The sequence below is a fragment of the Cohnella sp. SGD-V74 genome (genome assembly GCF_003001675.1).
In the GTDB taxonomy this organism is placed as follows: domain Bacteria; phylum Bacillota; class Bacilli; order Paenibacillales; family Paenibacillaceae; genus Cohnella.
Genome location: NZ_PVYW01000014.1, coordinates 74914 through 90420 on the forward strand (window position 1 = coordinate 74914; position 15507 = coordinate 90420).

Consider the following 15507-nt stretch of genomic DNA (forward strand, 5'->3'; position numbering starts at 1 on the left):
AAACCCACTATATCACAGACCTAATCGGAGTCAATTTCTCTACTTAATATAGTTCGAAATGATCGGCAAATGTAAGATTCTCTCTTAAAAGAATAAGATTACCCACGAAAAAAGTAATTTTAACCCCTATCCACGAGTTTCGACCGAAGGGACCAATAGCCGATTGCGCGAACTCGGGTTATGAAGTAGAATAATCATGAAAATGGTTTTCTTGATATTATCGTTTTATAAGAAATTTATTTCTATGTAGTTGAATCTATGCGCTTCGGGCAAAACCGTCCTGTCGGAAATCCAATGGACTCTCCGTTCGCTGGTTCGACTTATATAGTCGGAAGGAACCGCCATGAGCATACTACATGCGATTCAAGAAAGATGGGACAGCCTGCATCAGAAAGAACGGGCGTTGGCCGACTTCCTGCTCCAGCATCCCCACGAAGCCGTCCAGATGACGATTACGGAGCTGGCGGCGCGTTCGGGAAGCAGCCCTTCGACGATTTCGCGGTTTTGCAAAACGTTCCATTCGCACAACTTTCCGGACTTCAAGCAGCGGCTGGCGACCGAGCTCGTCCAGATGACGTCCACCTCGACCCGATACCAGGATATCGTGGCGGGCAATCCGCTTCCGGAGATCGTATCGGCCATTACGGCGAACCATCTGAGGTCGATTACCGATACGACCCAGGTGCTCGATCTGGGACAGCTGCGGCTGGCGATCGAAGCGCTGCACAGCGCGGCGCGCATCGATCTGTACGGCTCGGCGACTTCGGGCATCGTAGCTCAGGATTTCTATCATAAGCTGATCCAGATCGGCAAGGCCGCAGCCGCCTTCTCCGATCCCCATCTTCAGCTCACGTCCGCCTCATCCCTGACGGCTGGCGACGTCGCCATCGGCATCTCGTATTCGGGAGAGACGCCGGAGACGATTCATTCGCTCCGATGCGCCGCCGAGCGGGGGGCTACGACGCTGTCCATTACCCGATTTGGCGCGAATACGCTGGCGGAGCAAGCCCGCATCAAGCTGTTCACTTCCTCCGCGGAAGTCGGCATGCGCCGCGGGGACATGGCATCGCGCATGGCGACGCTGCACGTCATCGACGTGCTGTTCACGGGGCTGGTCAGCGAGCACTTCGAGCTGTACGTCCCCAGGCTGAGACAGTCTTATCTGACGGTAGAACACTACTTAACGGGCAAAGAGGAGAGAAAATCGAAATGAACATCATTACTTTCGACAGCGACGCGAAGCTTAACGAGGCGGCGGCCAACATTATCGTCGGACAAATCCAGACAATTCCGAGAGCGGTGCTCGGTCTGGCGACCGGCGGAACTCCGGTCGGGATCTACAAGGAGATCGTGCGGGATTACGAGAGAGGGATGGTCAGCTTCCGCAACGTGACCACGTTTAATCTGGACGAATACGTCAACCTGCCGATCGATCATCCGGAGAGCTATCATTCGTATATGAACGCGAATCTGTTCTCGCATATTGACTTGCCGGAATCGCAGCGCCACATTCCGGACGGCAACGCCGCCGATCTGGAAGCCGAATGCCGCCGCTACGACGAAGCGATCGAGCTCTCCGGCCAGATCGACCTGCAGCTGCTCGGCCTTGGCCATAACGGCCATATCGGCTTTAACGAGCCTGCTCATGCCTTGATTAAAGGCACGCATATCGTGGAGCTGGCCGAGAAGACGCGCGAAGCGAACGCCCGCTTCTTCGACTCGATCGACGACGTGCCGAAGCAGGCGCTGACGATGGGCGTCGGCACGATTCTGAAGGCGAAGAAAATTTTGCTCGTCGTCAAGGGAGCGGACAAAGCCGATATTATCCGCGAAGCGCTGCAAGGACCGATTACGACGGACGTTCCGGCCTCTCTGCTGCAAACCCATCCGAATCTTATCGTGCTGCTCGATTCCGCAGCCGCAGGTAAACTGGCATGAGCGGGCCGAGCCGGGAATTCGTCGTCGTCAACGCCCGGGTCGCAGCCCCGGCGGGAACGATCGAGCGCGGATACGTTCATATTAAAGAGGACAAGATCGCGGCGATCGGCAGCGTCGCCGACTTGGCCGGACAAGCCGAAGGCGTCGAACGGATCGATGCGGGGGGAGCATGGCTCATTCCCGGCTTCGTCGACGTTCACGTGCACGGAGGAGCGAATCACGACTTCATGGATGCCGACGAAGAAGGCATTCGCGAAATTACGAAGTTCCACGCGTCCAACGGAACGACGAGCATGCTGGCGACGACGCTGACGGCTCCGCGGGAAGAATTGACCGCCGTCATCGCGCTGGCGGCCGATTACATGTCCAAGCCGATGCCGTACGCCAAGCTGGTCGGCGTGCATCTGGAAGGTCCGTTCGTCAACGTCAAATGGAAAGGCGCGCAGAACCCCGCCTACATTCTTCCTCCGCAGCCGGAGTGGCTGGAGGAATGGGTCGCCCGCTTCCCCGGCGTCGTTAAGCTGCAGACGCTTGCGCCGGAGATCGAGGGCTCGCTCGATTATATCGAGAAGCTGGCCGCCAACGGTATTGTCCCCAGCTGCGGCCATACCGATGCGACCTACGACCAGATCATCGCCGCGGCCGACCGCGGTCTGCGCCACGCCGTCCACACGTTTAACGCGATGACGCCGCTGCATCACCGCAATCCGGGCACCGTCGGCGCGGTGCTGACGGACGACCGCATTACCGCCGAAGTCATCGCCGACGGTCATCACGTTCACCCGGCCGGCGTCAAGCTTATTACGCGCGCCAAGGGCGTGCATAACGTCATTCTCGTCACCGACGCGATGGCCGCCGCGGGCATGCCGGACGGCGATTACGATCTCGGCGGGCTTCCCGTCCACATGAAATGCGGCGTCGCCCGGCTGAAGGAGAACGACAGCCTGGCCGGAAGCACGCTGACGATGATTTCCGCCGTGCGCTTCCTCGTTCGGGAAATCGGCGTCTCTCTGGAAGAAGCCAGCCTGATGGCCAGCGCCAATCCGGCCCGCCAGCTCGGCCTGGCCGATTCGATCGGCACGCTCGAAGCCGGCAAGCAGGCGGACTTCCTGCTGCTGAACGACGATCTGGACATTCAATCGACCTGGATCGACGGCAAGAAGCTGTTTGCTTAAATGTGAATAAAGGTTCCCCCTGTCCTCATCGAGGAAGGCGGGAACCTTTTTGGTGTGAGGTTTGCCAACAACCTGTGGCGACGGGTCTGGGCCTGGCCCGGACCCGAGGGAGCACGCCGGGCGGGCTTATAGGCCTGAGCTCTGTTTCTCCCCTCTCAACCACCCGTTATACGATTCTTTCGAGTAACGTCCTCCATTTCACCGCGCTCAACCACCCGTTATACGATTCTTTCGAGTAACGTCCTCCATTTCACCGCGCTCAACCACCCGTTGTACGATTCTTTCGAGTAATGCCGCCCTTTCCCACTCTCGTATCGTCGCCCCGAAATTTGCACAGAATTAAGCAATAAAAAGTTTCAGCATGGGAAATGCTGAAGTTCGCGGAAATACTTTATTTTACCATGGTGAACGTCGCGATCCGGGTATTTCCGACAACGAAATTCGTTCCGGGCGCGCCCCGTCGTTATTACAATTCGACAACGTCCGCCCCCAATCGGAAAGCCCTTTCATTTTTTGAAATAAAGTTTCCAAATAAACCGTTGACCATTGAAATAAAAGTATGTTACTATTCGCTCAAGCGCTTCACCATCACTTGTCAGTTCATTCAAAAAACCGGGAGGTCATGCAAGTATGTTCAAGAAAAAAAGCGCTCTCCTCATTCTCGCCTTCAGTTTGGCAGCGTCTTCATTAGCCGCGTGCAGCTCCAAAAAAGAGAACGCGCAGCCTTCGGCTTCGTCTCCGCCGGCCAGCGCGAGCCAAAGCCCGGACGCGTCGACGCCGGCCCAGTCGGAAGACCCGATCAAGTTCTCAGTCTTCTACTCGGACAACGCGACGCTGCCGTTCAAGGAAGACTGGCTGACGGTTCAGGAAGTACAGAAACGCTTCAACGCCGACATCAAATTCGAAGTCATCCCTATCGCGGATTATCAGACGAAAGTATCTCTGGCCCTGAACACCGGCAACAACGCGCCGGACGTCATCCTGTACCAGTCCACGAAGGGCGAGAACGCCTCTCTGGCGCTGAACGGCGCGCTCGTTCCGATCAGCGATTACTCCGACTGGACGCCTAACTTCAACGAACGCGTCAAGTCGTTCGGCCTGGAAGACCAAGTCGCGAGCCTGAACCTGAAAGACGGCAAACGCTACTATCTGCCTTCGCTGTACGACAAGCCGTTCTACGACGGCGGCCTTATCCTGAGAGAGGACTTGCTGGAGAAATATTCGCTGCAAGCTCCGAAAACGTTCGACGACCTGTACACGGTGCTCAAGAAGTTCAAAGAAGAAAATCCGGATTCCTACCCGCTGACGATTCTCGCCGGCCCTCGCGTTCTGTACCGCATGACGATGCCTTCCTTCGGCGTCAGCGTCGGCAAGAACGGCGCATCCGGCACGAACACGCTGAGCTGGGATTACGCGAATCAGACGTACTTCCCGGGCGCGATCAGCGACCAATACAAAGAGTACATGGCGTTCTTCTCCAAATTGTACGCGGAAGGCTTGCTCGATCCGGAGATGGCGGAGCCGATCGACGGCGACAAATGGTCGCAGAAGATGGCCACCGGCAAATCGTTCGCAACCTACGCTTATTACGATCAGATCGGCGGCGTCGCAAGCGCGGCTACCGAAGCCGGCTTCAAGCTGCAAATGTTCCCTCCTCTTGCCGGACCGGCAGGAGCGCATCACCAGCCGAAGAGCAGCACGGGCTCGGGTATTCTCTTCCCGAAAAAGACGGCGGACCGTCCGGACTTCGAGCGTCTCGTCAGAACGATCGACGAAATGTTCTTCTCCGAGGAAGGCGCGAAAATCTGGGGTCTCGGCGCGGAAGGCACGACGTACACGATGGATGGCGACAAAATCAAATACGCCGACGATATCGTCAACTCGCCTAACGGCATCTACAAAGAAATGCAGTTGAAATACGGCGCAGGCTCCGACGTGACGCAGCTCGTATGGATCAACGCTCAGGAAATGACCAAGTACGACGAGAACTACGGCCAGATCAACGCCGTCGTCGCCGCAATGCCGGACGCGATCCAAGCGATCCCTCCGACGCCGCTGTTCGACGACATGGTGGCCGAGGAAGCCGCATCCCTGCAGACGCCGCTGGCCGACACCTTCGAGATTTGGGCAGACGCGTTCCTGACGGGCAAGAAGAGCTTGGACAAAGACTGGGATCAGTACGTCAAGGAAATGAAAGGTCTTCAGATCGAACGCTTCGCCCAGCTGTACAACGACAACTTGAAATAAGGCAAAGATTCCGATATTTCTGAAGCGCCACTTGAATAAAGACCTGCCAGGAAAAAGGGAGTCACGGGTTGACCGACATTTCCGCGGCAGGTCTTTGCTCTTACGAACATACGCCGCTAACGTCCCTCATCCATGCGAAGAAGGTGAAGAAATGACAGATACGACAATTCTCTCGAAAACTCCGAGCGGAACTTACGTCTCCCCTAATCCGAAGTGGCGTCACTTCCGCCGTTATTGGCAGCTCTACGTCATGATGTTGCTGCCCTTATGCCATTTCCTGCTCTTCAAATATGCGCCGCTGATCGGCAACGTGCTCGCTTTCCGGCGCTATCGGCCGGGCATGGGGCCTTACGGCACCGAATGGGTCGGATTCGCCTACTTCGAGCGCTTCCTGCAAGACCCGTCCTTCTGGCGCGCGTTCAACAACACGCTTATTTTGTCGTTCGGGAACATTCTGATCAATTTCCCGATCCCGATCATCTTCGCCTTGCTGCTGTACGAGGTCCGCTCGAAGCGGTTCCGCAAATTCGTGCAGACCGTGAGCTACATGCCGAGATTCATCTCCACCGTCGTCGTCATCGCGATTTTGGGAGAGCTGCTGTCCCCGAGCTCCGGTCTGCTTAACCGGGTATTGGGCAGCCTGTTCGGCATGGACCCGATCTATTTCGTCAACGAGCCGCAATTTTTCCGGCCGCTCTATATTTTTACGGAAACGTGGCAATTCACGGGCTGGACCGCCATCATCTATCTGGCCGCCATTACCGGCGTCAACCGGGAGCTGTTCGAGGCGGCGGACATCGACGGAGCGACGCGGTTCCAGAAAGTCATCTACGTGACGATTCCATCCATCATGTCCACGATTATGGTCATGCTCATTCTGAACGTAGGTTCGCTGCTCAGCCTCGGCTTCGAGAAGGTGCTGCTCATGTACACGCCTTCCAACGCCATGGTCAGCGATATTATCGATACGCTCGTCTACCGTACCGGCCTGACCAACCAGAACTATTCGTACGCGACGGCGATCGGGCTGTTCAGCGGAATTATCGGCGTCATTCTCGTGTCGACCACGAACTGGTTCAGTAAAAAAATGTCCGGCGAAAGCATCTACTAATCCGGGAAGGAGCGGCAACTTATGCATACACAGCGCAAATTTCGTCCTTTGACTTTCGCCGACGTGCTCATCTACGCGTTCATGATCGTCGTCGTCTTGATCTGCTTCATTCCGTTCGTCTACATGCTGGCCCTGTCCTTGTCCAGCCCGGAAGCGATCATCAACAATAAAGTATCGTTGTTTCCCGTCGGCCTGAATTTCGCGGCTTACGAGCAGATTTTCACGTATCCGAACTTCTTCAAGGCTTACGGCAACACCATTTTCTATACCGCCGCGGGCACGTTGATCTCGCTGTTCATGAGCGCCTTGTTCGCGTACGCGATGTCCAAGCGGTTTCTGTTCGGGCACAAGCTCGTCATGATGCTGATCGTGTTCTCGATGTTTTTCTCGGGCGGGCTCATCCCGACCTACCTGCTGATCTCCAATCTTCATCTGACCGGCACGGTATGGGCGATGCTGCTCCCGTTCGCGCTCAACCAGTTCAACTTGATCATCCTGATCAACTTCTTCCGGGCGATCCCTTCGGAAATAGAAGAAGCCGCCATTATCGACGGCTTGAGCTACTTCGGCATTTTGCGGCGGGTCATCCTGCCTCTGTCCACGCCGGCGCTCGCCACGATCGGGCTGTACACCGCCGTCTTCTTCTGGAACGACTGGTTTAACGGCTTGATCTATCTGAATACCGATCAGTACCCGGTCATGCTGTTCCTGCGCAACATCGTCAACGGAACGACGATGGTCGGAGACGGCGCCGGAGCGGCGGACAAGAGCACGATCGCCATGTCGATCAAATCGGCGGTCATCATTACGTCGACGCTGCCGATCATCATTCTCTATCCGATGCTGCAGCGCTTCTTCGTCGCCGGCTTGACGGTCGGATCGGTCAAAGGCTGATCCGGCTAGATTTTACGGTACGACCGGCACGATTCGGAGCTCAGGATGAGACTGTGAATGACGTTGTCGTAGTTGCGGTTCGCCAGCGCGGTGAACAGCACGTCGATGACGATGAGCTGGGAGATGCGGCTGCTCATCGCGCCGCTCCGGTGGTTGATCTCCGGAGACGACGTGTAGAGCTCGTAATCGGCGCGGGAAGCCAGCGGATTTTTGCCCAGCTTGGTCAGGGACACCATCGTGGCTCCGGCGGTTTTGGAGGCGATGTCGAACGCTTCGTTCACTTCCTTCGTCATGCCGGAGTGGCTGATGAAGAAGCAGACGTCCCCTTCCCGGGTATTGGCCGCGTAAGTGAGCTGAATGTGCCCGTCATGGCTGAAGCAGACGTTGCTGCCGATGCGCAGCAGCTTGTTGTAGAAATCCTCTGCGACAAGCGCGGAAGCGCCTACGCCGAACAGCTTGACGGAGCGCGCTTCGATCAGCCGCTGCACGACCGCTTCCACCACGTCGGCGTTAAGCAGATTGACGGTGTCCTCGATCGATTGCACGCTGCTGTTCTTGATCGCCATGAACACGTCGGACAGTCCGGAATAGTCTTTAATATCGGTGAAAATGTAGCGGCTCTTCTCTTCGTCGTCGCCACCGCCGCTGTTAAGCTCGCTGAACAGACTTCTCTTCATGCCCTTCAGGCCGTCGAAGCCGAGCGCCTTGGCCAGGCGGACCCAGGCGACCTGGCTGACGCCGGCGCTTTCCGCCAGTTGGGCGATCGGTTGATGAAAAATTCTTTCGACGTCGGCAAGAAAATAATCCGCCGCTTTCTTCTCCGAATTGCTTAAGTCGTTGTAAATGTTGCGCACGCGGATCTCTATATTGGTCACAGCTTGCACCCGCTTCCTAAAATTAAATAAACATGAAAATTATTCTTAAATTATACGCAGAGCGTTCGACAGAATCAAACCTCTATCGCGTCCAGAAAAGGATGGATGACTTATGACTTCATACTTCTCTCAATTGACAACGGAAATGAACAATCCGGCTACCGCTTCGATAGACGAGGCCAGCACCCGTGATATGCTGCTCCTGATGAACGACGAGGACCAGCGCGTCCCCTTGTCGGTGCGCCAGGAAGTCGACACGATCGCCGACGCGGTGGATATGATCGTTAAATCGTTGAAGAGCGGAGGAAGGATGTTCTACGTCGGAGCCGGCTCCTCCGGAAGGCTCGGCGTGCTGGACGCCAGCGAATGCCCGCCTACGTACGGAACCGATCCCGCCATGGTTCAAGCCTACATCGCCGGCGGCGACATCGCCCTGAGAACGGCCGTGGAAGGCTGCGAGGACGATGCGGAGAGCGGCGCCCAGCTGATCGTGGACAAGGGTATCGGAGCGGGCGACGTCTTGATCGGCATCACCGCCAGCGGCTCCACCCCCTACGTGCTCGGAGCCGTTCGCAAGGCGCGCGAAGCCGGAGCGGCAACGATCGGCATCGTGACCAACGACAACTCCCGGCTGAGCGAGCTGTGCGACATCTGCATCGCCCCGGTCGTCGGACCGGAGGTCATCTCCGGCTCCACCCGGCTGAAGAGCGGCACCGCGCAGAAGCTGGTGCTGAACATGCTGACGACCGGCACGATGATCAAGCTCGGCAAAGTGTACAACAATCTGATGGTCGATCTGAAAGCCAGCAACAGCAAGCTGTACGACCGCTCCATTCGCATCGTCCGGCAAGTAACCGGCGTCTCCGAAGCGGAAGCCGAAGAGACGTTGAAGAAAGCGGATCTGCACGTCAAGACCGCCATTCTGATGCTTGAAGCCGGCGTCGACGCCGAGGAGGCGACCAGCCTTCTGGAGCGGCACGACGGCAGGCTCAAGGCAGCGATCCGCGGCGGACGAAGCAGAACGACATAACTGGAGGAACTCGACATGGATGCGAACTCATCTCTCGCCTATCAGGTCGGCCAGCGGATGATGGCCGGATTCGACGGCCCCAAGCTGGACGATAAATTCATAGAGCTCGTGAAGAAGTGGAAAATAGGCAACGTCGTCTTGTTCAAGTGGAATATTACGGATAAGGAGCAGCTGCGGGAGCTGTGCGACGATATTCAGCGGCTGGTCTTGCAGGAAACGGGCAAACCCGCGTTCATCGCGATCGACCAGGAAGGCGGAGCCGTCTCCCGACTGTCCGACGACGCCACCCGGGTTCCGGGAGCGATGGCGATCGCCGCCACCGGCGACCCGGCCAACGCCTACAACGCGGGCAAAATGACCGGACTGGAGCTGAGAGCGCTCGGCGTCAACTTCAACCTCGCTCCTGTGCTGGACGTGAACTCCAACGACGCCAACCCGGTCATCGGCGTTCGCAGCTACGGAGAGCAGCCGGAGACGGTCATCCGCTACGCGCTGCCGATGATGCGCGGGCTGGACGACAGCGGCACGCTCAGCTGCGGCAAACACTTCCCGGGACACGGAGACACGAGCGTGGACTCCCATCTGGCGCTTCCCGTCGTCGACAAGACGATGGACGAGCTGCGCAGCGTCGAGCTCGCTCCTTTCCAGGCCGCTGTCGAGGCGGGCATTCCCGCGATCATGACCTCCCACATCGTGTTCCCGCAAGTGGACCCCGGCAAGCCGGCGACGCTGTCGCGCAAAATATTGACCGGACTGCTCCGCGAGGCAATGGGTTTCCAGGGCTTGATCATGACCGATTGCCTGGAGATGAAAGCGATCCAGCATACCGTCGGCACGGTTAAAGGAACGGTGGAGGCGATCAAAGCCGGATCGGACCTCGTGCTGGTCTCCCACACGGCCGATCTGGCTTCGGCCTCCGCCGAGGCCATCGGGCAGGCGCTGGAGGCGGGAGAGATCGACCGCGAGGAATGGGAGCGGTCTCTGCAGCGAATTGCGGCGCTCAAGGACGATTACTTGAACCGTCCTGCTCCGGACATGTCCATCGTCGGCAGCGAAGCCCATCGCCGCGAAAATCTCGACTTGCTGGAGCGCACGCTGACGCCGATCCGGGTTCCCGGAGGCCGCTTCCCCGCTCTCGGCGACCGTCCTTATTTCCTGGGCTGCCCGGTCTTCCGCGCGACGCAGGTGTCCAACCTTGCCGACGATCCGTTGATCTTCCCCCTCTATATGGCGGAGAAGCTCGGAGGTCGGGGCGAGGCGACGCCTTCGAACCCGACGGAGGACGAAATCAAGGCGATCGTAGAGCGCGCCGGAGAAGCGAGCTGCATCGTCGTCGGCACGTACAACGGTCATCTGTACCAGGGTCAACTGGAGCTGGTCAATCGGCTCGCGGCGCTGAACGCGCCCGTCGTCGCAGTGGCGTTGCGCAACCCTTACGATCTGCAGTCGCTGAGTCCGAACGTCTGGTCTCTGGCCGCTTACGAATATACCGATCAAGCGTTCGACGCCGTCGCCGGCGTGCTTCAAGGCAAGACCGAAGCGTTCGGCAAGCCGACCGTAACCGTGCTGACGAATTGATACGAAGGAGTGATCGACTATGGCAGACATGCTCGTCAACCTGCTGAACCTGCCTCCCCATGAGGAGCTGCTCGCTCGCCTGGAGCAGGAAGAAGGCATTCGCATCCACCGCGCCCTGGCCCCGGACAAGCATCGCGTCGTCGAGTGGATAGCCAAGCATTCCACCGTCAGCGCTTCCGGAGAAGCCGACGTGTGCTTCGCCCGGCTGCCCGTTACTTGTTACCTGGCAACGCGCGGCGCGGACATTCTCGGCTTCGCCTGCTACGAAGCGACGGCGCCGAACTTCTTCGGCCCGACCCGCGTGCTCGACTCGGAGCAAGGCAAGGGCATCGGCAAGGCGCTGCTGCTCAAGAGCCTCCACAGCATGCGGGAGGCCGGCTACGTCTACGCGATCATAGGCGGCGTAGGGCCGGCGGAATTTTACGAGAAGGCGGTCGGCGCGTTCCTGATCCCGGACTCGACTCCGGGCATTTACCGGGATTTCCTCGGCAGAAGAAACCGATAGTCCGGATATTAGCAATAAAGGGGCAGTCGCGGCGGTAGATTCGCCTACCCGCGACTGCCCCTTTGCGTTCCGTCGTTGCGTTAGATGGCTTCCTGCTGCGACGTCTTGTTCTTCGCCAGCTTCAGGTAGCCGTATACGTTCTGCAGCTCGCTGTTGTCCACGAAGCGCAGGCGCATGTTCTCGGCCGCGTCCAGAATGTACGGACGCAGCGCGGCGGCGCCGCCGCCGAGCACGTAGAAGCATTGAATGTCCGGATACTTCTTCCACCGCTTGCGGATCAGATCGACGATCTTCTGGGCGGCGCGGCTGAAATAGTTGTCGACGATCGGGCGGATGTCCGCCTGCCCTTCGCCTACCCGTTGAATCAGGAATTCATGCTTGCGAATGCGCTGGATCAGCTTCGTGCGGCTCGGGAACCGGTAGCCGTACTGGTCTTCCACGTCGCGAATGATCGAATCCAAATAGGAAGCAAGCCCTAGCTGCTCGCCGGTGCTGAACTGGTTGTCGATGCTCATCCGCTTGACGACCGGGAAATCCGTCGTCAGCGCGCCCATCTCGCATATGCCGATGCAGCCGTAGTACAGCTCTTCGTCTCTGACCTGCAGGTTCTCGTGCGTCGCCATATGGAACAGGGCCGCCGCTCCCTCGATCGACACGATGGCTCTGCGGATGTTGACCCTCACCGTGCGGCCTCTCAGCTTCGGCGTGGACAGGAACGTCACTTCGTGCTCCCCTACCAGCCGCTCTTCGAAAGTCTGGTGGAAGCGCGCGTATGTACGTACAGGCAATCCCGTTCCGATGACGTATTCGACCTGGTCGATCGTCTGGCCGGGGATAAGCGAATGCGCCACGTTCGTTACGCTGGCGTAGGCAAGCGCGGTCAGAGCGACGATCAGCGACTGATCGCTCGTCGCCTTATTGTCAGTCTCCTCCAGTTCGGCGTTGTCCTGGTCTTCGGAAGCGAGCAAGCCGACGAAGTAGCGCTGCCCCTTCTTTTTCAGCTTGGGACTGTAGACCATGACGTCAAGCGCCTTGAGCGGAGAATCCTCTTCCTGAAGAATATGTCTCTCATAACCGGGCGATACGATATTCGGTATGACGACAGGATCGTTAGAATCGCTCACAACAAGCTTGACGCTGTCATTGCCAATATCTATTCCTGCTAGCTTAATCATTATAGTCCTCCCAGTCCTGAAACTCGTCGATACGAACTTTTTTAAAGTATAAGATTCGCCTTGTTGCGACAAATTCCTCCTTTTCCACTATTGATTCCGATCATTTTTTTAAGTAAAAAAGGATTATACGACAAATGGGTCGAATTACCTTCAGACAATGGTGGAAAAGCTGACGTTTAAAAAAGCAGGAGGAAAGTCATGAAATGGAGGAATAGGAAATTCACCTTCATGGTGATTCCGGATGCGAACAGCACGGTGAAACGGTTCCATCTCTCTGCGGCGGCGCTCGCGGCGGCGACGGGGTTCGTCTTGGCCCTTATCGTCTTCTGCGTTACCGCGTTTTTGCTTTATCGGAACAATGTCGACCAGATCGGGCAGCTTAAGCAGGAATTGGCCGTGGCGACGGAAGATTACGAGAAGACGCTGGAAAACAAGAACGTACATATCAGCGAGCTCCAGACCGATCTGGCCGATCTGTCCGAGCAAGCGAAGTCGATGGTCACGCGGATGAAGGACATCGACGATCTGGAGTCCCAATTAAAAGAAATGGTGGGCATCGACGCAGGCCCCTCCTCCCAATCCCGCAAGGCGTCCGGCGCCGAGGACGACGCCGAACAGTTCGCCATGGACGGGGGAACGGGCGGCGAAGAGCTGCCGGTCAGCGAGTCCGAGATGGCGCGTCTCGTCGACCAGACCCGCGAGAACTTCGAATCTCTCGACGAGCAGATCGAGACGATGGTGCCTCAGCTCGAACTGACGAAGGAGGCGGTAGTCAAGCAGCTGCAGCTGTTGGCCGTCACGCCTACGATTTGGCCGACCGATTCGAGGCGGGTCACGTCGACGTTCGGCATCCGCAAAGATCCGTTCACGCGCAGGGCGACCTACCATGCAGGCATCGACATCGGGGGCACCACCGGAGACCCGATCTACTCGGCCGCGGACGGTACCGTAGTCGAAGCCGGACGGAGCAGCTCGCACGGCCTCAACGTGCTGATCAACCATTCCAACGGCGTTCAGACGCACTATTCCCATATGAGCAAAATTATCGCAAGCGTCGGTTCCAAAGTCCGCAAAGGCGATATTATTGGGGAGCTCGGCTCCACGGGACGAAGCACCGGTCCGCATCTTCATTACGAGGTAATCGTAAAAGGCGAGCACGTCGATCCCGAGCCTTATCTTAAAGCAACGAGAAGGAGCCAATGACCATGTTTAAAAGCAAAAAATCGAAGATCGATCCAAATATGACCGACACGCTGATCGGAGAAGGCACATCCTTCGAAGGCAAGATCAAGTCGGAAGCCGGCCTGCGCGTCGAAGGACGGATGGAGGGGGACATCGAATGCGCCGGAGACGTCACGATCGGCGAGAACGGCGTCTCCCAGTCCAATATCAAGGCGCGCAACGTCGTCATCGCCGGCCAAGTGATCGGCAACGTATCCGCCGGCGCCAAGTTGACGATCAAATCTACCGGGAAGCTCCACGGGAATCTGTCGGCTTTGGAGCTCTCCATCGAGTCCGGCGGCATTTTCCACGGTACGAGCAAGATGGACGCCAGCGTCGGAGCGGACGTCGCCGCTCCCGCCGAAGACAAAGCTCCCGCCAAGGAGCAGGAAGTCAAACCCGCTTCCGCCTCAGAAGGCGAAGCGGTGGCCGTCTTGAAAACGTGGTAAGTTTGCGCGAGCTTCCGCTCTTCGTGTATCATTCTTAAGTAGGCAGGCAGAACGCAAGGCGGACTGGAGTGACCGAATTGGACGAACAAATGAAGAAGGCTTACGAATTGCTCGGGCTTCCGGAAGACGCAACGCGCGAGCAGGTGGAAAATCGTTATTTTATTTTATTGAAACGCGCGCGGGCCGAGAAAACCCGTTCGGAAGCCGGAGAAGACGACGGAGAGACGTTGAAGTTGGCCGAGATCAACCAAGCGTACAATCTCATCATCGGCATCGAGTCCGAGAAATCCGTCACTGTAGAGAAACAAACCAAAGTCGGCCATTTTTTCTACTATTACAAAGTTCATGTCATCATCGGCCTTCTTATCGTGCTGGTCGGGGGTTATATGATCAAGGAAGGCATCGACAAGAGAAGGGAAGCCGCCAACACGCCTCCCGCCAATCTGTCGGTAAGCGTATTCGGCAATTTCTATTTTGCGGACGCCGAGCTGCTGGAGCAGAACTTGCTGAAGCTTGTTCCCGAGTGGCAGCGGATCAAGACTTCTCTCGTGTACAATCCTCCGGAAATCCAGAGCCAGCAGGACATGGCGCTGCAGCAGAAAAGCGTGCTCATGCTCATTACCGAGAAAGACGAAGTGTACGTGACCGACGAGAAAAACTTCGAAAGTCTGGCCATGCAGGGCTTATTCGTCAAGCTCGACGAGTTCGCCGCCAAGACCGGCCTGAAGATTCCGGATAATCTTATTCGCCAATCCCGAACCGAAGACGATACGTCCGACTACGCCTATGGCATCGATCTTACCGGGCATCGCGTGTTCGACGGCATTGAGATGACCCAGGAACGTCAAATTATCGGCATACGGGCTCCGGAAGAAAGATGGGACGACGTCGCCACGCTGCTCGGGAAACTTCTCCAGACGATGCGTTAAGCGCCTTCGGCGTTCTCGTGAATAAAGGGCTGGTCTCCAGATCGTCATCAGACGACGATCGGAGATCAGCCCTTCGTTTCGTTGCGGATGGAATCGTCAGTTCAAATACCAATAAGCGAGAACGAGCTGCACGATCAAAATGACCGGCATGCCGATCGTGAACGAAGCGTGCTTCGTCTTATGCCGCCACGTCCTCATCCCCGCAATCGCGCCTATGGAACCGCCGATGGCGGCCCACAGAAACAGCGTTTGCTCCGGTACTCTCCGCCCGCCCTTCTTGGCGCGGCCTTTGTCGTGCCCCATTAAACCGAATGCGATCAGATTAACGACGATCAAGTATCCGATTGCTGCGTACATTCCCTGTCCCTCCGTGCCATTGT

General features: G+C 57.3%; 15 protein-coding genes. 12 read left to right on the forward strand and 3 right to left on the reverse strand.

Going from position 1 to position 15507, the window contains the following annotated elements:
- Positions 1–343 precede the first annotated feature (343 nt).
- The 6 genes from B0G52_RS20850 (at position 344) to B0G52_RS20875 (ending at position 7365) form a co-directional block, all read left to right on the forward strand.
- Positions 344–1213: a MurR/RpiR family transcriptional regulator gene (locus B0G52_RS20850; protein WP_094047319.1), complete on the forward strand. Its 870-nt coding sequence runs from the start codon at positions 344–346 to the stop codon at positions 1211–1213.
- Entirely contained in the window at positions 1210–1938 is a 729-nt protein-coding gene (gene nagB / locus B0G52_RS20855; protein ID WP_094047320.1) for a glucosamine-6-phosphate deaminase, read from the forward strand. Before B0G52_RS20850 ends, nagB begins: the two co-directional genes overlap by 4 nt.
- The gene (gene nagA / locus B0G52_RS20860) at positions 1935–3113 is read left to right on the forward strand and encodes an N-acetylglucosamine-6-phosphate deacetylase (protein ID WP_094047321.1); all 1179 of its coding nucleotides are present in this window, start codon (positions 1935–1937) and stop codon (positions 3111–3113) included. The genes nagB and nagA overlap by 4 nt, the downstream gene beginning before the upstream one ends.
- 630 nt (positions 3114–3743) lie before the next feature.
- Positions 3744–5360, forward strand: coding sequence for an extracellular solute-binding protein (locus B0G52_RS20865; protein ID WP_094047322.1), 1617 nt, complete (start codon positions 3744–3746; stop codon positions 5358–5360).
- 151 nt (positions 5361–5511) lie between these two features.
- Positions 5512–6471 carry an ABC transporter permease gene (locus tag B0G52_RS20870; protein ID WP_094047323.1) on the forward strand — a complete coding sequence of 320 codons (960 nt, stop codon included), beginning with the start codon at positions 5512–5514 and terminating at the stop codon, positions 6469–6471.
- A 21-nt stretch (positions 6472–6492) separates the two neighbouring features.
- The gene (locus B0G52_RS20875) at positions 6493–7365 is read left to right on the forward strand and encodes a carbohydrate ABC transporter permease (protein ID WP_094047324.1); all 873 of its coding nucleotides are present in this window, start codon (positions 6493–6495) and stop codon (positions 7363–7365) included.
- A gap of 5 nt (positions 7366–7370) precedes the next feature.
- Here B0G52_RS20875 and B0G52_RS20880 read toward each other — a convergent pair whose 3' ends face one another.
- On the reverse strand, positions 7371–8240 hold the full coding sequence (locus tag B0G52_RS20880) for a MurR/RpiR family transcriptional regulator (protein ID WP_094047325.1): 870 nt from the start codon (positions 8238–8240) through the stop codon (positions 7371–7373).
- 112 nt (positions 8241–8352) lie between these two features.
- Between B0G52_RS20880 and murQ the strand changes: the two genes are divergently transcribed.
- The 3 genes from murQ to B0G52_RS20895 are packed head-to-tail and all read left to right on the forward strand — an operon-like array spanning position 8353 to position 11353.
- Entirely contained in the window at positions 8353–9270 is a 918-nt protein-coding gene (gene murQ / locus B0G52_RS20885; protein ID WP_094047326.1) for an N-acetylmuramic acid 6-phosphate etherase, read from the forward strand.
- A gap of 15 nt (positions 9271–9285) precedes the next feature.
- On the forward strand, positions 9286–10848 hold the full coding sequence (gene nagZ / locus B0G52_RS20890; protein WP_094047327.1) for a beta-N-acetylhexosaminidase: 1563 nt from the start codon (positions 9286–9288) through the stop codon (positions 10846–10848).
- 19 nt (positions 10849–10867) lie between these two features.
- Positions 10868–11353, forward strand: a complete 486-nt coding sequence (locus B0G52_RS20895) for a GNAT family N-acetyltransferase (RefSeq protein WP_094047328.1) — start codon at positions 10868–10870, stop codon at positions 11351–11353.
- An 80-nt stretch (positions 11354–11433) separates the two neighbouring features.
- Here the strand turns inward: B0G52_RS20895 and B0G52_RS20900 are convergent, their stop codons facing one another.
- Positions 11434–12528, reverse strand: a complete 1095-nt coding sequence (locus B0G52_RS20900) for a ParM/StbA family protein (protein ID WP_094047329.1) — start codon at positions 12526–12528, stop codon at positions 11434–11436.
- Positions 12529–12726: 198 nt separating this feature from the next.
- On the opposite strand from B0G52_RS20900, the gene B0G52_RS20905 reads away from it, so the two are divergent.
- From B0G52_RS20905 to B0G52_RS20915, 3 genes are all read left to right on the forward strand, one after another.
- Positions 12727–13731, forward strand: a complete 1005-nt coding sequence (locus B0G52_RS20905) for a M23 family metallopeptidase (RefSeq protein WP_094047330.1) — start codon at positions 12727–12729, stop codon at positions 13729–13731.
- Between the two features lie 2 nt (positions 13732–13733).
- Positions 13734–14198, forward strand: a complete 465-nt coding sequence (locus B0G52_RS20910) for a bactofilin family protein (RefSeq protein WP_094047331.1) — start codon at positions 13734–13736, stop codon at positions 14196–14198.
- Between the two features lie 68 nt (positions 14199–14266).
- A complete protein-coding gene (locus tag B0G52_RS20915) occupies positions 14267–15127 on the forward strand; it encodes a hypothetical protein (protein ID WP_094047332.1) in 861 nt (286 codons plus the stop codon).
- Between the two features lie 96 nt (positions 15128–15223).
- Here B0G52_RS20915 and B0G52_RS20920 read toward each other — a convergent pair whose 3' ends face one another.
- Positions 15224–15484, reverse strand: a complete 261-nt coding sequence (locus B0G52_RS20920; RefSeq protein ID WP_094047333.1) for a DUF1294 domain-containing protein — start codon at positions 15482–15484, stop codon at positions 15224–15226.
- Between the last annotated feature and the right edge of the window lie 23 nt (positions 15485–15507).